This window comes from Xanthomonas vesicatoria ATCC 35937, assembly GCF_001908725.1.
Taxonomy (GTDB): Bacteria; Pseudomonadota; Gammaproteobacteria; order Xanthomonadales; family Xanthomonadaceae; genus Xanthomonas; species Xanthomonas vesicatoria.
This window is the reverse complement of sequence record NZ_CP018725.1, coordinates 863,070-880,787: the sequence shown is the minus strand read 5'-3', so window position 1 is coordinate 880,787 and position 17,718 is coordinate 863,070. Positions and strand designations below refer to the sequence as shown.

The 17,718-nt window shown below is 66.2% G+C and carries 19 protein-coding genes and 1 tRNA gene; 9 read left to right on the top strand and 11 right to left on the bottom strand.

Annotated elements, in window-relative coordinates; all coding sequences use genetic code 11:
- Positions 1 to 85: 85 nt before the first annotated feature.
- The 3 genes from BJD12_RS03840 to BJD12_RS03830 all read right to left on the bottom strand — a co-directional run bounded on the left by BJD12_RS03840 (position 86) and on the right by BJD12_RS03830 (position 3,035).
- Positions 86 to 1,879, bottom strand: coding sequence for an acyl-CoA dehydrogenase C-terminal domain-containing protein (locus tag BJD12_RS03840; protein ID WP_005990552.1), 1,794 nt, complete (start codon positions 1,877 to 1,879; stop codon positions 86 to 88).
- Positions 1,880 to 1,917: 38 nt separating this feature from the next.
- Positions 1,918 to 2,391 (bottom strand): LEA/WHy family protein, encoded by a 474-nt coding sequence (locus tag BJD12_RS03835; protein ID WP_005990550.1) that lies wholly within the window; start codon positions 2,389 to 2,391, stop codon positions 1,918 to 1,920.
- A gap of 107 nt (positions 2,392 to 2,498) precedes the next feature.
- Positions 2,499 to 3,035, bottom strand: a complete 537-nt coding sequence (locus BJD12_RS03830) for a lipocalin family protein (protein WP_005990549.1) — start codon at positions 3,033 to 3,035, stop codon at positions 2,499 to 2,501.
- Positions 3,036 to 3,214: 179 nt separating this feature from the next.
- Here BJD12_RS03830 and BJD12_RS03825 point away from each other — a divergent pair.
- Positions 3,215 to 3,290: transfer RNA gene (locus BJD12_RS03825), tRNA-Phe, on the top strand.
- A gap of 276 nt (positions 3,291 to 3,566) precedes the next feature.
- Positions 3,567 to 3,842 carry a hypothetical protein gene (locus BJD12_RS03820; RefSeq protein WP_039420444.1) on the top strand — a complete coding sequence of 92 codons (276 nt, stop codon included), beginning with the start codon at positions 3,567 to 3,569 and terminating at the stop codon, positions 3,840 to 3,842.
- 201 nt (positions 3,843 to 4,043) lie between these two features.
- Here the strand turns inward: BJD12_RS03820 and BJD12_RS24080 are convergent, their stop codons facing one another.
- On the bottom strand, positions 4,044 to 4,706 hold the full coding sequence (locus BJD12_RS24080; protein WP_126936618.1) for a S41 family peptidase: 663 nt from the start codon (positions 4,704 to 4,706) through the stop codon (positions 4,044 to 4,046).
- A gap of 48 nt (positions 4,707 to 4,754) precedes the next feature.
- On the opposite strand from BJD12_RS24080, the gene BJD12_RS03805 reads away from it, so the two are divergent.
- Positions 4,755 to 5,354, top strand: coding sequence for a hypothetical protein (locus BJD12_RS03805; protein ID WP_005990542.1), 600 nt, complete (start codon positions 4,755 to 4,757; stop codon positions 5,352 to 5,354).
- Positions 5,355 to 5,367: 13 nt separating this feature from the next.
- Here the strand turns inward: BJD12_RS03805 and BJD12_RS03800 are convergent, their stop codons facing one another.
- Positions 5,368 to 6,042: a class I SAM-dependent methyltransferase gene (locus tag BJD12_RS03800; protein WP_005990540.1), complete on the bottom strand. Its 675-nt coding sequence runs from the start codon at positions 6,040 to 6,042 to the stop codon at positions 5,368 to 5,370.
- A gap of 324 nt (positions 6,043 to 6,366) precedes the next feature.
- On the opposite strand from BJD12_RS03800, the gene BJD12_RS03795 reads away from it, so the two are divergent.
- Positions 6,367 to 7,989 (top strand): hybrid sensor histidine kinase/response regulator, encoded by a 1,623-nt coding sequence (locus BJD12_RS03795; RefSeq protein WP_042827796.1) that lies wholly within the window; start codon positions 6,367 to 6,369, stop codon positions 7,987 to 7,989.
- A gap of 310 nt (positions 7,990 to 8,299) precedes the next feature.
- Here the strand turns inward: BJD12_RS03795 and BJD12_RS03790 are convergent, their stop codons facing one another.
- The 6 genes from BJD12_RS03790 to BJD12_RS03765 form a co-directional block, all read right to left on the bottom strand.
- Positions 8,300 to 8,575, bottom strand: a complete 276-nt coding sequence (locus tag BJD12_RS03790) for a DUF3658 domain-containing protein (RefSeq protein ID WP_005990536.1) — start codon at positions 8,573 to 8,575, stop codon at positions 8,300 to 8,302.
- 97 nt (positions 8,576 to 8,672) lie between these two features.
- Positions 8,673 to 8,951: an oxidative damage protection protein gene (locus tag BJD12_RS03785; RefSeq protein WP_005990534.1), complete on the bottom strand. Its 279-nt coding sequence runs from the start codon at positions 8,949 to 8,951 to the stop codon at positions 8,673 to 8,675.
- A gap of 21 nt (positions 8,952 to 8,972) precedes the next feature.
- Entirely contained in the window at positions 8,973 to 10,046 is a 1,074-nt protein-coding gene (gene mutY / locus BJD12_RS03780) for an A/G-specific adenine glycosylase (RefSeq protein ID WP_042827795.1), read from the bottom strand.
- A gap of 54 nt (positions 10,047 to 10,100) precedes the next feature.
- Complete coding sequence (locus BJD12_RS03775) at positions 10,101 to 10,364, bottom strand: hypothetical protein (protein WP_005990530.1); 264 nt, start codon at positions 10,362 to 10,364, stop codon at positions 10,101 to 10,103.
- Positions 10,365 to 12,008: a signal recognition particle-docking protein FtsY gene (ftsY, locus tag BJD12_RS03770; RefSeq protein ID WP_005990528.1), complete on the bottom strand. Its 1,644-nt coding sequence runs from the start codon at positions 12,006 to 12,008 to the stop codon at positions 10,365 to 10,367.
- Positions 12,009 to 12,191: 183 nt separating this feature from the next.
- Positions 12,192 to 12,908: an AraC family transcriptional regulator gene (locus tag BJD12_RS03765; RefSeq protein WP_005990526.1), complete on the bottom strand. Its 717-nt coding sequence runs from the start codon at positions 12,906 to 12,908 to the stop codon at positions 12,192 to 12,194.
- 159 nt (positions 12,909 to 13,067) lie between these two features.
- Here BJD12_RS03765 and BJD12_RS03760 point away from each other — a divergent pair, with 159 nt between their 5' ends.
- The 5 genes from BJD12_RS03760 to BJD12_RS03740 are packed head-to-tail and all read left to right on the top strand — an operon-like array spanning position 13,068 to position 17,688.
- Entirely contained in the window at positions 13,068 to 14,006 is a 939-nt protein-coding gene (locus BJD12_RS03760) for a proline racemase family protein (RefSeq protein WP_005990524.1), read from the top strand.
- On the top strand, positions 14,006 to 15,235 hold the full coding sequence (locus BJD12_RS03755) for an NAD(P)/FAD-dependent oxidoreductase (protein WP_005990522.1): 1,230 nt from the start codon (positions 14,006 to 14,008) through the stop codon (positions 15,233 to 15,235). Before BJD12_RS03760 ends, BJD12_RS03755 begins: the two co-directional genes overlap by 1 nt.
- Positions 15,232 to 15,477, top strand: coding sequence for a 2Fe-2S iron-sulfur cluster-binding protein (locus tag BJD12_RS03750; RefSeq protein ID WP_005990520.1), 246 nt, complete (start codon positions 15,232 to 15,234; stop codon positions 15,475 to 15,477). The genes BJD12_RS03755 and BJD12_RS03750 overlap by 4 nt, the downstream gene beginning before the upstream one ends.
- A complete protein-coding gene (locus tag BJD12_RS03745; protein ID WP_005990518.1) occupies positions 15,470 to 16,783 on the top strand; it encodes an NAD(P)/FAD-dependent oxidoreductase in 1,314 nt (437 codons plus the stop codon). Before BJD12_RS03750 ends, BJD12_RS03745 begins: the two co-directional genes overlap by 8 nt.
- The gene (locus BJD12_RS03740) at positions 16,780 to 17,688 is read left to right on the top strand and encodes a dihydrodipicolinate synthase family protein (RefSeq protein WP_005990516.1); all 909 of its coding nucleotides are present in this window, start codon (positions 16,780 to 16,782) and stop codon (positions 17,686 to 17,688) included. The genes BJD12_RS03745 and BJD12_RS03740 overlap by 4 nt, the downstream gene beginning before the upstream one ends.
- Positions 17,689 to 17,718: the final 30 nt, after the last annotated feature.

Here is a 17,718-nt window from a genome sequence, read left to right as displayed (position 1 = left end):
ACGATGCCTTGTCGATCAAGGCCGCCTTGTCGCGGCCAGGTCCGCTCCTACAACGGCGACGGACCGCCGCTGTGCGATGTGTCGCTCAAGCGTCGCCGAACAACGCCGCTTCCAGTGTCATCAGTGGGGCGGCGCCGCTGCGGATGGTGGCGGCATGGGTCAATGTGCGCGGCAGGATGCGCGCGAAATAGAAGCGTGCGGTTTCGCGCTTGGCGCGCTTGAAGTCGTCGCTGTGTGCGGATGCATCCGCCGCAGCGGCGCTGCGTGCCCACCAGTACGCCAGCACCACATAGCCGGAATAGAACAGATAGTCGTAGCTGGCAGCGCCCAGTTCGTCCGGATTGCGTGCGGCGCGATCCAGCACATCGCGGGTCAGCATGGCCCACTCGCTGCACTTGTCGCGCAAGGGCTTGATGAACTCGGCCAGTGCGGCATTGCCTTCCTGTGCATTGGCGAAGGTTTCCACATCGGCCAGGAACAGCTTGAGCCCGGCGGCCTGGCTCGCGGCGGTCTTGCGGCCGATCAAATCAAGCGCCTGGATGCCGGTGGTGCCTTCGTAGATGGTGGTGATGCGCGCATCGCGGGCCAGCTGCTCCATCCCGTATTCGCGGATGTAGCCGTGGCCGCCGAAACACTGCAGCGCGTGATAGGTGTTCTCGATCGACCACTCGGTCTGGCAGGCCTTGGAAATCGGGGTGAGGAAGCTCACCAGCGTCTCGGCATCGGCGCGTTCCTGTTCGCTCACGCCGCGGTGCGACACATCGACCAGGCTGGCCGCATGCAGCGCCAGCAGGCGGCTGCCTTCGGTCAGCGACTTGATGGTCAGCAGCATGCGGCGTACGTCCGGATGCACGATGATCGGGTCGGCCGGTTTGTCGGGGAATTTGGCGCCGCTGAGCGAACGCGACTGCAGGCGTTCGCGGGTATAGCGCAGGGCGTTCTGATAGGCGCGCTCGGACAGACCGATGCCTTGCAGGCCCACGCTCAGGCGTGCGGTATTCATCATCGTAAACATCGCCTGCAGGCCCTTGTGCGGCTGGCCGACCAGGTAGCCCTGCGCGCCTTCGAAGTTCATCACGCAGGTCACCGAACCCTTGATGCCCATCTTGTGCTCGATCGAGCCGCAGTGCAGCGCGTTGCGCTCGCCCACTACGCCGTCACGGCCCACCTTGAACTTGGGGGTGACGAACAGCGAGATGCCCTTGGCGCCGGCCGGGGCGTCGGGCAGTTTGGCCAGCACCAAGTGCACGATGTTGTCGGTGAGGTCGTGCTCGCCGGCGGTGATGAAGATCTTGGTGCCGGTGATGGCGTAGCTGCCGTCGGCATTGGACTCGGCGCGGGTCTTGAGCAGGCCCAGGTCGGTGCCGCAATGCGGCTCGGTCAGGCACATGGTGCCGGTCCAGCGGCCATCGGTCAGCGGTTTGAGGAACGCTTCCTGCTGCCAGGCCTCGCCGTGCTGACGCAGCGCTTCGCTGGCGCCGTGCGAGAGCAGCGGGAAGTTGCCCCAGGCCAGATTGGCCGAGTTGATCATTTCGCTCAGCGGCACGCCCAGGGTGTGCGGCATGCCCTGGCCACCGAACTCGGGCTCGGCCGTCAGGCCGTTCCAGCCGCCTGCCACGAATTGGTCGTACGCCGCACGAAACCCCGGCGGGGTGGTGACGGCATGGGTGCTCTTGTCGAACGCGCAGCCGATCTCATCGCCCACGCTGTTGAGTGGCGCCAGCACCTGGGTGGTGAAGCGGCCGGCTTCTTCGAGGACGGCGTCGATGATGTCGGCACTGGCGTCGCCATAGCCGAGCCGGGCGAAGAGGGCTTCGGCGCCGAGCACGTCGTGCAGGGCGAAACGGAAGTCGGTCAGTGGGGCGCTATAGCTGCTCATGCAAGATCCTTACAAAGGCGGTGCGGGAGGCGTGCGCGTCAACGCAGCACGCCATTGAGGCCGGGGGCCGGGCTGAGCGTGTTGCGCGATTCCACCGCGAACTCGCGTTGTTTCTTGTCCTGCGGGGTGGCCCATACCGTGCCCTTGAGGGTGTAGGGCAGCGAGCGGCCGCCGGCCAGCACATCGGCCACGGTGATGCGGCCTAGCGAGGTGGGCCGCAGGGTGAGGGTCACCACGTCTGCAGTCTCCGGCCCGATCGATATTCCCACCGTCTGGTCGAGCTTGCCGGCGACCTGTTCGCCGGCAGAAATGTCCAGCGCCACACGCTCGAACTGCATCGGGATGCTGCTGTAGTTCTGCAGGCGCAGGTCCACCGACCAGGAGCCGTCGGCACGCACGGTGAGCTGCTGGATGCTGGCGGCAGGCTCGGATACGCGGCGGACTGCGCCACCGCAGGCGCTCAACAGCAGGCCGCAGGCCAGCGACACGATCAGAAGGCGATAGGCACGCATGTAAGTGGTCCTGGCGGGTGTAAGGCGGCGCCAAGAATACTACGCAGTACGGACGCTGCCTTGCGGTCAGCCTCGATGCTGCGCTGCCAGTCGGCCAGGGCTCGAGGTCAAAGCACCGGGGCTGCCACGATCAGGGGTGACAGGTCGTAGCCCATCTGCGTGGCCTGCGCCTTGAGCTGCTCGAACTGCGCACGCGGCATCTGTGGCGAGCGCGACAGGATCCACAGGTACTTGCGATCCGGCTCGCCGACCACCGCCCATTGGTAGTCCGGGTCGAGTGCGATCACCCAATAGTCCGCCCAGACCAGCGGCAACCAACTCAACCATTCGGGCGCAAAGCGCACCTGCAACTGCCCGGGGTGGCCGTCGACCGGTTTCGCCACGCCCTCGGCCTGGGTCAGGCTGCCGTCGGCAGTGCGGCAGCCATTGCGCACGCCGATCAGGCCATCGTCGCGCAAGGTGTAGCTGGCAGTGATGTCGCTACGGCACTTCTTCTGGAACGAGACCGGCAGGTGCGCGATTTCGTGCCATTGCCCGGCATAGCGCGAGATGTCCAGTTGCGTCACCGCACGCACCGGTTGCTGCGCAAACGCCGTCAGTGGCAGCAGGGCGAGCAACGACAACAGCAGGTGGGGCAGGCGCATGACGATCTCCGGTTGACGCGCGCAGGCTAGGCCATCATCCCCGCCGCGCGGCGTGAACCGACGCAAGAAACGCAGGGCCGACGCACCGCTGCAACAAAGTGCGTCACAACGCTTGCCCAAATTGCGCCTGCTCGCTATGATGCGCGTCCTCGCAACGCTGTCAGCAGTGTTGGGTTAGTGGCCGAGTAGCTCAGTTGGTAGAGCAGGGGATTGAAAATCCCCGTGTCGGCGGTTCGATTCCGTCCTCGGCCACCATTTCTTCAGTCTCGCAGCGCAAGTGGGTTATTCCTTCGCGCTACTGATGACCACAATACCCCCACTACCTCTCTTCGATTCTATTCGCTGTGCATTTACGAATGCCTGCAATTTCGCTGGGTCGGTTGTCAGCTGCTTTGGCGCTATGCGATGCGAATATCTGCACGGGTTTCTGGCGTCTCTTATGCGTCGTGCAGCGACAGGCGCTGTGGATGCGTGCGGCGACCGGCAGGTGTTTCCACGTCATCTTCAACTCTGCGTGGCGATACTGCGCGCATGACGCACAAGACACTTCGACGCACATTGATCCACGGATATTGCGGCGAGTTCCGCGTGGAGACGATGGAAAGTCAGGCGCCCGGCCAAACGCGCTGGCTGTCGACCGCATTCGTCTATCATCGCGACCGCGCCGCGCCGATCGCCACCATCGAAGGGGCGGGCGAGGGCGACTATCGCGGCGACGCGCGCGAGCAGGCATTGCGGGTGGGGTCCTGTCTGGCGGACTTTCTTGATCCGAAGGAATATCGCACTTGCGAACTGGATGGGCAGTAACGCGCTATCAGTAGACGCAGTGATGCTGTCCAGATAATGCAATCGCGCAGAACAGTGAACTGGATCAGGTGTGCGCTTTGCTTACACGCATGCGGTGAAGCGCCTGGGAATCACCTGGCCAATCCGGCGGCCACCAGGCCGCGCCGTAGTAGGCCATCGCAGCCATTGCTCAACTCCGCCGCATCGATCGCAACTGGTACATCAGGCACGACGCCGACGGACTGGGTAGCGAAGGGGTGCCTTCGGCTTGGGTAAAAAAACGTCTGTCGCTACGCGGTCAACGAGCGTCGCTTCGTCCATCTCGCCAGCGCGCAGGTTGTCCGTCGGATCGAAGATATAGAAATTGTCGCTGACAAGGGCGCGATATCCGGAATCGCCCAATGCACCCCCCTGGCTTTGCGAATCCCGGCCACCGCCGGCACCGATGGTGTGCTCGCCCATGAACGTGGCGCCGCTGGCCCACAGGTAGGTGGCCAGCAATTCGCCAGCCGATCGGTTGCCTGCATCCACCAGCGCGATGAGCGGCTTGTGCGCAGCGACGCTGCCGCAGCTGGCATCGTCCTGCAGCGCTTCCAGATGCACGATTCCCGGCGTTCCCGACGCGCTCATCTCGTACGTTTTCACTGGCTTGCGGCCGGTGAGCGCCAGGCGAATCCGCCCATGTTGCCGCGCAAGTCGATGAGCATGACGTCGGAGCGCGCTGCGACGGCAGCGTAGCGATCGATCAATGCCCGTGTCACCGCACAAAACCCCGCCAACATGGGTACGTCCGGTTCGTTTGCTTCCGCCGGTGCGGCCTTCTTGGCCTCCGCCGCGGTGGTGAGCGTAACGTTGTACCGCATGCCATCGCGTGGCTGCGAGCATGGTCGGCTATGCTTGCGCGCTCGACGCAGACCAGATGAGGGAACGGCCATGACAGCGCGCTGCTGGTGGTTGATGGTGGCAATGACAATAGCGCTGCCGGCTGGCGCTGCCACGCTGCCCGCGGGCGCTGCAAAGCTACTGCCTGCCGGGCAGTCGGTGATGCAGGTCGCCAACGCAGATCTCACTGGCGATGGCCGGCAGGATTATGTCGTTGCATTGCGTGCATCCGCAGAACAGACGCAGCGTGCGAATGGCCGTGCGGCGCCGGCGCGGACGTTGCTGGTCCTGGTGACGAACGCGGACGGTGGCATTGTCGAAGCCGCACGCAACACGCGGGTGATCTTCAAGGCCGACGAGGGCGGGCAATGCGATCCGTTTCTGGATGGCGAAGAGGGCCTGGTGGCCAAGGGCGCCTACTTCACGGTGCAAAATGGTGTGGCATGCGGCCAGCACTGGACCGACTACATCACCTTCCGCTACGACCGCACACGCCGTGCATTCGTGTTCCACAAGCGCGTGATCGAAGCCTGGGAATTGAATACGGATGACAGGCCCGACGCCGATGCGCTGCGCCTGAGCGAGCACAAGGAGATCAAGGCCGATCCGCGCAAGCCCGTGCTGTTGTCCGACTACACGCCTGTGCCGTGAGGGCGTGGCGTTTTCACGCGTCTGCCGGCCACCAATTGTCCATATTGCGGCGATAGACGAACAGGCGCGGCGCCTTGGCCACCTGCGCCGCAGCCTGGCGCTCGCCGGCGATCAACGAGAATCCGATATCCGCCAGCATGCGCGAAAGCGCGTTGGCATTGCCGCGGCCAGGGTCGCTGATCACGATCTCACATGATGGCTTGGCCAGTCCCGGGATCAACTTGGCCAGCATGGTGGCGTGGCGGGTTTCGTAGAGCACGTCGCTGGCGATGATCATGTCGAACTGGCCCATGTTCGATGCACCCGCGTCCCAGTCGAGCCGGCGATACGGCACCGAGTCCAGCGAATTGAGTGCGGCGTTATACGCCAGAAATACCTCCGCCAGGGGGTGATGATCGCTGGCCACCACGTCGGCGCCGCGTTTTCGCAATACCAGGCTTGCCAGGCCCAGACCGCAGCCGAGCTCGAGGATGCGCTTGCCTTCCACCGGACGTGTGGCCATCGCTTGGGCCAGCAATTGGCCTGCGGGCCACACCTGGCCGAACAGACTCCATTGCGCCGAAGAAATGCCGGCGTCGGCGGCCGCATCGTCGGGGTCGGCGAATTGCTGCTTGTCCGCTAAAGCGCGGATGACGTAGGTCTGCTGACCGAAGGTCAACTCGTGAATCTGGGTCTCATAGCCCGTCATGGTGGCGCCGCATGGTCGCCTGGCGTGCACGCCGGCGTGGGAGAAGGCGCGCGCGACGCAACCGACACGGCGGGACGACGGCGCAAGAGCTGCAAACTGCCCAGGCATGCTACGGCAAAACAGCGGGCGCGCGTGTCTGTGTTGGCCGGGACGGGCGTGCTGCGTTAAGCGGCTGCTTTGCCAAGATGCACGGCTACGCAAGGGGGCTGCATTTGGTTGCATCGGTCCGCGCAGCCGTACCGGATTGGCTCATCGATGTGAGGAATTAACTCACTTGGCCCAAATAGAATGTGGCAACGGGAATCGCCCCGCGGAGACAATCACTTGAACGATACCCGTCACGGAGAGCTACGGGCGCCTCATATCAGCGAATCTCGCAGCCTGCCTGTGGAAAAGCATCGCTCGGATATCTTTTTTGCCGCCGTGGAAACCACGCGGATGCCGATGACGGTGACCGACCCGCATCTGCCGGATAACCCGATCGTGTTTGCCAACCGGGCGTTCCTGGAGATGACCGGGTATTCGGCCGACGAGATCATTGGCAACAACTGCCGGTTTCTGCAGGGCCCGGAGACCGATCCGGCCAGCGTGCAGGACGTGCGCGAGTCCATCGAACAACGCCGCGAATTCGCCACCGAAGTGCTGAATTACCGCAAGGACGGCTCGTCGTTCTGGAATGCATTGTTTGTCTCGCCGGTCTTCGACGACCAGGGCAATCTGGTGTATTTCTTCGGCTCGCAGTTGGACGTGAGCCGTCGCCGCGATGCGGAAGACGCCTTGCGCCAGGCGCAGAAGATGGAAGCACTGGGGCAGTTGACTGGCGGCATCGCGCACGATTTCAACAATCTGCTGCAGGTGATGTCCGGACATCTGGAAGTGATCCAGATGATTGCGTCCAAGGCTGGCGGCAACGCCGAGCGCATCGCTTTCAGCGCCGAACATGCCGCAACCGCGGCGGCCAAGGCGGCTACCTTGACCCAACAATTGCTGGCATTTTCGCGCAAGCAGAAACTACGGGGCCGGGTGGTCAATCTCAATGGCCTGGTGTCGGGCATGAACAACATGGCAGAGCGCGCACTGGGGGGAGGCATCAGCCTGCGGCAGTCGCTCGAAGACCGGCTGTGGAACTGCCAGATCGACACCACGCAGGCGGAAGTTGCGCTATTGAACGTGCTGATCAATGCGCGCGATGCGATGGCGCAGTCCGAGCGCAAGGAAGTGACCGTGCAGACCCAGAACGTGGAAATCACCAGCCACGATCTGGCCATGCACCACCAACTGGCGCCCGGCCGCTATGTGAGCATCGCCGTCAGCGACACCGGCTCGGGCATGCCGCCGGAGGTGGCCAGCCGCGTGATGGAACCATTCTTTACCACCAAGGACGAGGGGCAGGGCACGGGGTTGGGTCTGTCGATGGTGTACGGCTTTGTCAAACAGTCTGGCGGCACCGTGCGCATTTACAGCGAGGTGGGCGAAGGCACCACGGTGCGGCTGTATTTCCCCGCATCCACCGAGTTCGAGAACGATCTGCAGGCGGTCAAGAGCCGTGCCATCGACAAGGGCGGCAACGAGACCATCTTGGTGGTGGAAGATAAGCAAGACGTGGCAGTGGTGGCCAAGATGTTCCTGGAGAACGCCGGCTACCGCATTTTGTCCGCAGCGAGTGGACGCGAGGCCATCGAGTTGCTGGAGCAGCACCCGGATGTGGATGCGCTGTTCACCGACTTGATCATGCCCGGTGGCATGAACGGGGTGATGCTCGCACGCGAGGCGCGCCGCCTGCTGCCTAAGATCAAGGTGCTGCTCACCACCGGCTACGCCGATGCCAGCATCCAGCGCACCGACGTGGGTGGGGCGGAATTCGACGTGGTCAACAAGCCATACACGCAAAAGGAATTGCTCAAGCGCATCCGCATGCTGCTGGATGGGCCGACGGGCGTTGGCTGAGCGCGCTGTCGTGCTCGGTGACGCTGCCGCGCTGCGGTGGCGTCACCGAGACGTGGTTGGGGTTGCCGATGGCTGCCGCGATGATTTGCAGCGTCGACGTGGAATTTTGCGGATATCAATGGCCGTGCCTTGGATCGTTGGCGCGACTGGACGTTTGTAATCCAGACGCGCCCAGGCTGCGGCCGCCGGGTAAAGCCCGGCAAGCCCCAAGCCGATGCCAATAGCGCGCTGCCCCATAGCAGTGCACCGTCGATCTGCCGTTGGCTGGGCAATTGCAGCGATGCACCGTGCAGTCCTTGACGTGGGGGTTTCAGCGTGCGTGCGGCGAATGCGCAGCAAGACGCACCTCACTATGTCGCCAGTCGGACACATCGCCCGCAGCCTCCAGCCGACCGCTCCGAACAAGGCAGGCAATGCGCTGCGCGATGTGGTCGGTCGCGTCCTGCACGTCGGCCAGATTCAACTGCTCGTCAGTGAGCGCTCGCGCAATCAGCAGCGCGACTTTTTGCCACTGCGTGTCGACAGCGGCAGTGATGAATGCGTCGATTGCGCTCAGTTCAACGTCGGATGGGCCAGTGCCTGTCATCGCCGATCACCATTCCAGATGCCCGAAGCATCGCCACGTGAGGCGTGATCCCGCACTCCGGCTATCGACCTCACTGCTAATTCCCAATCTGCGCCGACTACTCTTCACCAAGCGGCGCCACATAGCCTTCGGGCTTATCGGCATTGCGCTCGAACAGGAACTTCTGCAGTTCGGCTTCGAGAAAGGCGCGATGCTTGGGGTCGCGCGGCGATAGCCGGTTTTCGTTGATCAGCATGGTCTGGTGCGCCAGCCATGCCTGCCACGCGGTCTTGCCGATCTGCGCGAAGATGCGCTGGCCGAGTTCGCCGGGATACGGCACAAAATCCAGGCCGTCGGTGTCGCATTGCTGGTATTGGCAGAACACGGTGCGGGACATGCGAATTCCTTTGAGGCGTGCTTAAAGCGTGTCGAGCAACTTGCGGATCGGCGCCGGCAAGCCCAGCGACCCCATATCGGCGCGGGCGACCCAACGCAGATGGTCATTGTCGCGCACCGCCGCACGCAGTGCGACCTTGCGCAAGCGCAACGGCTGCAGATGCAGGCGGTAATGGCTGAAGGTGTGCACGATCGGCGCCATCTCGTCAGCGCGCTCGTAGTCGCCATCCAGATGCGCGGCGAACCAGTCGCGCATGCCGCTGTCGGTCTCGGCCTGCGGCAGCGTCCACAACGAGGCCCAGATCCCGGTGGGCGGGCGGCGCTGCAGCAGGATCTCGCCGTGTGCGTTTTCCAGCAGCAGGGCGGTCGCTTCGCGCTCGGGCAGGAGCTTGCCCGGCTTGGGCGTGGGCAGCGCCTCCACCAGACCCTCGCGGCGGGCAACGCAGGCATCCTGCAACGGGCACAACACGCAGGCCGGTTTGGCACGCGTGCACAGTGTGGCGCCGAAATCCATCTGCGCCTGCGTGTAGTCGGCCAGGCGGCCGTCGGGTACATCTGCGACGTGCGTTGTCGCCAGCTGCCACAGCTGCTTTTCGACGACCGGCAGGCCGGGGTAACCGGCAATGCCATGGAAGCGCGTCATGACGCGTTTGACATTGCCATCCATGATGGGGAAACGGTCGTTCCAGGCCTGGCTCAGGATCGCACCGGCGGTGCTGCGGCCGATGCCGGGCAACGCGAGCAAGGCATCGAAGTCGCGTGGCAGCTCGCCTGCATGCAGGGCGACGCACTGTTTGGCAGCGGCATGCAGGTTGCGCGCCCGTGCGTAGTAGCCCAGTCCCGCCCAGTGGGCCATGACCGTGTCGTTGTCGGCTGCCGCCAGGTCGGCAAGTGCCGGGAAGCGTGCAACGAACTTCTGGAAGTACGGAACGACCACCGCGACCTGGGTCTGTTGCAGCATGATTTCCGACAGCCAGACACGATACGGCGCGCGTGGATGTTGCCAGGGCAGATCGTGACGCCCGTGGCCGTCGAACCAGTGCAGCAACGGAGCGACGAAAGCGTCAGCGGATGAAGCGGCGAGATCTGCGGGCATGAGGTCTGCTGGCGGTGAAGGAGGGCGGTGCTGGGCACAGGTGCGGTGGCAAGGTCAGCGCAGTGGAAACGCCATGCCGACCAGGCACTGCTGGCAGAAGAAGCCTTCATCGCCAGGCCAATGCGGTGCCTTAGGTGCGTGGTAGTAAGACACCGCAGCATCGCTGCACTGCGTTGCACGCAGCGCGGCGGGCAGGGTGCGCGCGAACTCCAGGACGCGTTTGGCGCGCGACCAGCCATGCGACACCTGCTGCACCGCGCAGCCGGCCTGCAACGCGCTTGCGTACAGGGGTTGCAGGTGCGGGCAGGCGTCGGCCACTCAACTGCCCAATGCGTCCGGCAGCAAGGCGTCGACGAAGGCGACCGGGTCGAATACGCGCAGATCTTCCGGGCGTTCGCCGATGCCGGCAAACCGGATCGGAATATTGAACTCGCGCGCCAGCGCGAACACCACACCGCCCTTGGCGGTGCCATCGAGCTTGGTCACGACCAGGCCAGTGACGCCGACTGCCGCATGGAACTGACGCAACTGCGAGATGGCGTTCTGGCCGGTGGTGCCGTCGATCACCATCAGCACTTCGTGCGGCGCGGCGGCGTCGATCTTGCCGAGCACGCGACGGATCTTGCCCAGCTCGTTCATCAGGCCGGTCTGCGTGTGCAGGCGGCCGGCGGTGTCGGCGATCAAGATATCGGTGCCGCGCGCCTTGGCGGCCTGCAGGGCGTCGAACGCCACCGAGGCGGCATCGGCATTCTGCCCCTGCGCGATCACTGCCACGCCGTTGCGGTCGCCCCAGGCCTGCAGCTGGGCCACCGCGGCGGCGCGGAAGGTGTCGCCGGCGGCCAGCATCAGGCTGTTGCCGTCGTCCTTGAAGCGCTTGGCCAGCTTGCCGATGGTGGTGGTCTTGCCGACGCCGTTGACGCCGACGGTGAGCACCACGAACGGTTTGACCGAGCGGTCGATGACCAGCGGTTTGGACACCGGCTGCAGCAACGCGATGAGATCGGCGCGCAGGGCCTTGAACATGGCCTGTGCGTCGACGAATTCGCGCGACTTCATGCGCTTGCGCAGGCCTTCGATCAGCGCGGTGGTGGCGCCGATTCCAACGTCGGCGGTGATCAATGCGGTTTCGATTTCGTCGAGCAGATCGTCGTCGAGCTTGGGGTTGCGCGAAAACAGGCCGCCGAAGCTGCGTGCGAAGGTGCTGTTGCGCAGCCGCTCGCGCCAGCCCGGCTTGCCAGCCGCCGCGGCAGGCAGCGCGTCGTGCTGGCCGACGATGCTGTCGCTGTCTTGCGTCGCCGGCGCCGGGCTGCTGACGATGACCGGCGCGGTCACGATCGGTGCTGCGCTCGCGGCAGGAGCGGTTGCCGGCGGAGTGGACACGGCCGGGGGAGCGGCAGGCGGCACCACCACGGGCGGTGCCGCGACCGGCGGGGCGGTAACGGGAGCCGCAACGACCGGTGGCGAGACCGACGGCGGCGGCATCGTTGAGGTCGCAGGTTGCGCCGGGGCAGCAACAGGCGGCATCGGCGCGTGCTGGGGCTGCACAACGACCGGCGCCACCACCACGACTGGCGTCGGCGCGGTGGGCGTGGCAGCCGGTGCCGGGTCCGGCAATGCCTGTAGCGCAGACGGCGCGGGAGGCGTGGGTGCGGCGGGCGCAGTCGGCACCGCGGCGATGCTCTGCGCCTGGCCGGTGCGGGCAGCGATGTCGCGTGCAAGCGCATCGGCCGGTGTCGCTGGTGCGGTTTGCGTGGTGGTTTCTGCCGCGGGGGCAGGCGTTACAGGCGGCGCCGCGGCAGGCACTGTGCCGGACTGCGCAGGCGGCATGGCCTCGATCGGAGATGCGGGCGTGGCAGCCGATGGTGCGGTAGGGAATGCGGCTGCCAGTTCTTCCAGGCTGTAGCGCGAGGTGCGCGAGCTGTCGGGCGCGGTGGGCTTGTTGCGGCGGAAAAAGCTGGCCATTGGCAACGCAGTAGGGGAAACCCGGAATTCTATCATCCGGGCTCTGGCGCACCTTGACGCGCCCTTCAGTGTCGCACTGAGTTCGAATGACCAAAACGTGCTGCGACGGCGCGTTCAATCCTGCCGAATTCGGCATTTGTGCCAGCCATGTGTCAGCGCCCGTTTGCGGCGCCACCGGCGCTCCTACAACTGACCCTTGAGCGCACGGTAATCGCGCGGGGTCATGCCGACGGTGGCCTTGAACTGGCGGGCGAATGCGCTCTGGTCGGCAAACCCGCAGCGTTGTCCGATGCTGGCGATGCTGTCGTCGCCGTACAGCAGGCGCATGGCCGATTCGATGCGCAGCTTGGTCAGCAGTTGCTGCGGGGTAACCTGGAACACGCGACGGAAGTGTCGCTCCAGCTGCGCGACCGAGAGCCCGGCCAGATCGGCCAGCGCCTGCACACGCAGGTTGTCGCCGAAGTTGGACTGCATGTGGTCCATCACCTGGCTCAGGCGTTCATACGCCGAATGCCGGCTATCTGGCTGGCCCAGGTCGCGCGAAATACCCACCACGCCAATCACCTCGTTCGCCTCGCATAGCGGGCGTTTGAAGGTCAGGCACCAGCCGGGCAAGCGGTTGGGATACAGATGTACTTCGAGCTGGTTGTCGATGAGCTCGCCCTGCAGGACGCGGCGGTCCTGCATCATGTAGCTGCCGCCCAGCGGTAACGGGAACACTTCCAGCGGCGACCGGCCAATGATCTCGCTGCGCAGCTTGCGCCCGAGCCGGCGCACCAGGGTGAGATTGCAATGGCTGTAGCGGCCCTCGCTGTCCTTGATGAAGAACACCACGTCCGGCAGTGCATCGAACAGCGTCTGCATTTCCAGCGCGGGAAGGTTGAGATCCATCAGGGTCATGGTAGCGGTCACGATTGACGGCTGCACGGTGGTGCAACCCAGGCTTGATCCTAGCGTAAACGCGCGGCTGTGCAGCAGGTTGGCGATTGTGCGGATTTCCGCATTTTCACTTCGCATTGGACGCTAGTCGTCCGCGGCCCGGCAGTGGGAGCATGAGCCATGCACACCATCGACGTCATCGACTCCCATACGGCCGGCGAACCCACCCGCGTGGTCCTGGCCGGCTTCCCCGATCTGGGCGATGGCGACCTGGCGCAGTGCCGCGAGCGCTTCCGCCAGGACTTCGACCACTGGCGCAGCGCAATCGCCTGCGAGCCGCGCGGCTCGGACACCATGGTGGGCGCGCTGCTGCTGCCGGCGCGCGACCCCACCGCCTGCACCGGGGTGATCTTCTTCAATAACGTGGGATATCTGGGCATGTGCGGCCACGGCACCATCGGGGTGGTGCGCACCCTGGCCGAGCTGGGGCGCATCGGGCCGGGCCAGCATCGCATCGAAACCCCGGTCGGCACCGTGGGCGTAGCGCTGGCCGACGACGGCACGGTGTCGGTGGACAACGTCGAGAGCTACCGCGCGGCTGCCGGGGTGGAAGTGGACGTGCCGGGCCATGGCCGGGTACGCGGCGATGTGGCCTGGGGCGGCAACTGGTTCTTCATTACCGAGCAGGCGCCGTGCGCGCTCGATCTGGCGCACCAGCGCGAGCTCACCGCCTACACCGAAGCGATCCGGCTGGCGCTGGAAGCGGCCGGGATCACGGGTGAGGCGGGTGGTGAAATCGACCACATTGAAGTCAATGGCGCCGCCCCCGACGGCAGCGGCGTGGCACGCAACTTCGTGCTGTGCCCCGGGCTGGCTTACGACCGCTCGCCCTGCGGCACCGGCACCAGCGCCAAGCTGGCCTGCCTGGCCGCAGACGGCAAACTGGGCGAGGGCGAGCGCTGGGTGCAGCAAGGCATTCTGGGCAGTGCGTTCGAGGGCAGTTATCGCCTGAGCGGGCGCGGCATTGCACCGCGCATCAGCGGGCATGCGTACATCACTGCGCGCTCGCAGCTGATCATCGATCCGGCCGATCCGTTCGCCTGGGGCATCGTGGCCTGATGCCGGCGTCGCAGCCCGCGCCGGATGCTGCGTTGGCTGCGCCGCCGAGCGGTTTGGCGGCGGGCGCACCGCATCGCGATGCCGGTGGGGATGTCAGCCCATCTGTCGCCTCCACGCGGCGTAGTTACGACCTGATCGTGATCGGCGCCGGCATCGTCGGTGCCGCCTGTGCGGAAGCCGCGGCAGGCGAGGGCCTGCGCGTGGCGATCATCGAGCCGGGGCCGATTGGCGGTGGTTCGACTGCGGCGGCGATGGGGCACCTGGTAGCGATGGACGACGACCCGGCCGAGCTGGCGTTGTCGGCGTATTCGCTGCGTTTGTGGGAACGCTTCGCGCAGCTGCGCGAGGCCGAATTCAGTCGTTGCGGCACGTTGTGGGTGGCACGCGATGCGCGCGAACTGGCGGCGGTGCCGGCCAAGATCGCGCGCCTGGCGGCGGCCGACCTGCGCGCAGAAGCCATCGATGCGCAGCAGCTGTACACGCTGGAACCGCAACTGGTGGCCGGTCTGGCGGGCGGCATGCGGGTGCCCAATGAGGCGGTGGTGTATCCGCCGCGGGTGGCGCGGCACCTGGTGAGCCTGGCCTGCAAGGCCGGCGCGCAGCTGTTTGCCGGCCGCCAAGTGACGCAACTGCAAGCGCACGGCGTGCGCCTGGACGATGGCCAGCTGCTGTCCGGGCCGGTGCTGGTCGCCAGCGGTGTCGCCCTGCCGCAATTGCTGCCCGAACTGGCGCTGCGCCCGCGCAAGGGCCACCTGGTCATCACCGACCGGCATCCCGGCTTGATCCGGCATCAATTGCTCGAGCTGGGTTATGCCGATTCGGCGCACGGGGCCGACGACACCAGCGTGGCCTTCAACGTGCAGCCGCGGCCGACCGGGCAGATCCTGATCGGCTCCTCGCGGCAGTTCGGCGAACACGATCGCGCGTTGTCGATGCCGGTGCTGCAGCGGATGTTGCAGCGGGCATTTGCGTATCTGCCGGTGTTGCGCGAGCTGCAGGCGATCCGGGTATGGACCGGCCTGCGTCCGGCCACTCCGGACGGGCGCCCGTATCTTGGGGCGGTGCCCGGCCGGGCCGATGTGTGGGTGGCAGCGGGGCATGAAGGGCTGGGGGTCACCACGGCGCTGGGGAGCGCACGGGTGATCGTGGACAGCCTGCTTGGGCGTACGCCGGCCATCGACCCGGCGCCGTACGCACCGGCGCGCGCGGTGCAGGGGGCCGCGGCATGAGCGCCACGGTTCGCCTGTATGTGGATGCGCAGCCGGTGGATGTGCCGGCCGGCGCCAGCGTGGCTGCAGCGGTGGCACAGGCCACGCTGCAGTTTCGCCAGTCCAGCAGTGGCCAGCCGCGGGCCCCGTTATGCGGCATGGGCGTGTGTTTCGAATGCCGCGTGCGCATCGATGGCATTGCCCAGCAACGCGCCTGCCTGGTGGATGCGCATGAGGGCATGCAGGTGCGGACCGATGGCTGAGCGCGTGCTGCATTTCGATGTGCTGGTGATCGGTGCCGGCCCGGCCGGATTGGCCGCCGCGCAGGTGGCCGCCGGCCATGGCGCGCGGGTGGGCGTGGTGGACATGCAGCCGCGTGCGGGCGGGCAGGTGTGGCGCAGCGACGTGCACCACGGTGCGCCGGCCGATGCGCGCGCGCTGTTGCGGCAGGTGCAGGGCAATGCCGCAATCGGCCTGCTGACCCGCACGCAGATCTTGCTTGCCCAGCCAGGCTGGCTGCTGGCCGATGGCCCGGACGGCACGCTGCAACTGCATTACGCCGCGCTGGTGCTGGCCACCGGCGCGCGCGAATTGCTGTTGCCGTTTCCGGGCTGGACCTTGCCCGGCGTCACCGGCGCGGGAGCGGCGCAGGCGCTGGCCAAACAAGGCTGGCCGCTAGCCGGCAAGCGCGTGCTGGTGGCCGGCAGCGGACCGCTGCTGCTGGCCAGTGCGGCCACCTTGCAGCGACATGGCGCGCAGGTGCTCGGCATCCACGAACAGGCCAGCGCTGCCGCGTTGCGCGCCTTCGCCGCGCAGTTGTGGCGCTGGCCGGGCAAGGCCGCACAGGCGGTGGCACTGCGGTTGCAATTGCATCGTGTTGCCTATCGCGCCGGCAGCGTGGTGGTGGCCGCGTATGGGGATACGCAGCTGCGCGAGGTGGAGCTCGATGGCCCGGGTGGGCGCACCCGCGTGGCGTGCGACCAGCTGGCCGTGGGCTACGGACTGGTGCCCAATACCGAGCTGGCGCAGCTGCTGGGTTGCCAGCTGGACCCGTGCGGCGCGCATCGGCAGATCCAGGTCGATGCGTTGCTGCGCACCAGCGTCGTGCAGGTCTTCGCAGCCGGCGAGGCCTGTGGTATCGGCGGGCGCGATTGCGCGCTGGTCGAAGGTGCAATGGCCGGGCATATGGCCGCCGGCGCACCCGATCACGCACTGCAGCTGCAGCCGCGTCGGCGTGCCGCACGCGCGTTTGCGCAGCTGCTGCAACAGCAGTTCGCCCTGCATCCGCGCATCCGCGCGCTGGCGCAACCGGACACCCTGGTCTGCCGTTGCGAAGACGTGCCGCTGGGTGCGCTGGACAGCTTCAAGGATGCACGCGATGCCAAGCTGGCTTCGCGCTGCGGCATGGGCGCCTGCCAGGGCCGCATCTGCGGCAGCGCGCTGGCCGAACTGGGCCGTTGCCCGCCCGATCTTTCCACCGACGCCGGCCGCCGGCCGCCGTTGTTCCCGGTCCGCCTCGCGGCGCTGGCCGACCCGTTCACTTCCGACTCGCAAGGGAATCATCCATGAGCATCGCTACGTTCTGGCACGGCGTGTTGCCGGCCATCACCACTCCGTTCACCGCCAACGGCGAGATCGATCACGACTTCCTCGGCAAGCACGCCAATCAACTGGTGGATGCCGGCTGCACCGCGATCGTGCCGCTGGGCTCGCTGGGCGAAGCGGCCACCTTGAGCGTGGACGACAAGCTGGCGATCCTGCGCACCCTGGTCACCGCCTTGAACGGCCGCGTGCCGGTGGTGCCGGGCATCGCCAGCCTGGCGACCGGCGAAGCGGTGGCGCTGGCCAAGGCGGCCAAGGAGATCGGCTGCGGCGGCTTGATGGTGCTGCCGCCGTATGTGTACTCCACCGACTGGCGCGAGATGGGCGCGCATGTGCGCGCAGTGATCGGCGCGACCGATCTGCCGGTGATCCTGTACAACAACCCGGTCGCCTACAAGACCGATTTCGGCCCGACGCAGATCGCCGAGCTCGCCAGCGAGTTCCCGAACCTGCAGGCGGTGAAGGAATCCTCCGGCGACGTGCGCCGCTTCGCCGCGTTGCAGGAATTGCTGGGCGACCGCCTGGCGCTGCTGGTCGGCATGGACGATGCCATCGTCGAGGGCCTGAGCATGGGTGCCAAGGGCTGGATCGCCGGTTTGGTCAACGCCTATCCCGCCGAATCGGTGCGTTTGTTCGAGCTGGCGCGCGATGGCGGCTACCCGGCCGCCAAGGAGCTGTACAACTGGTTCCTGCCGTTGTTGCGGCTGGATACCGTGCCCACCTTCGTGCAGCTGATCAAACTGGTGCAGGCGAAGGTCGGCCTGGGCAGCGAGCATGTGCGCGCGCCACGGCTGGTGGTGGCCGGCGCCGAGCGCGAGGCTGCGCTGAAGGTGATCGATCATGCGATTGCCACCGCACCTGAGTTGTCATGATGACGCAGGCGCCATGACGCTGCGCGAGGC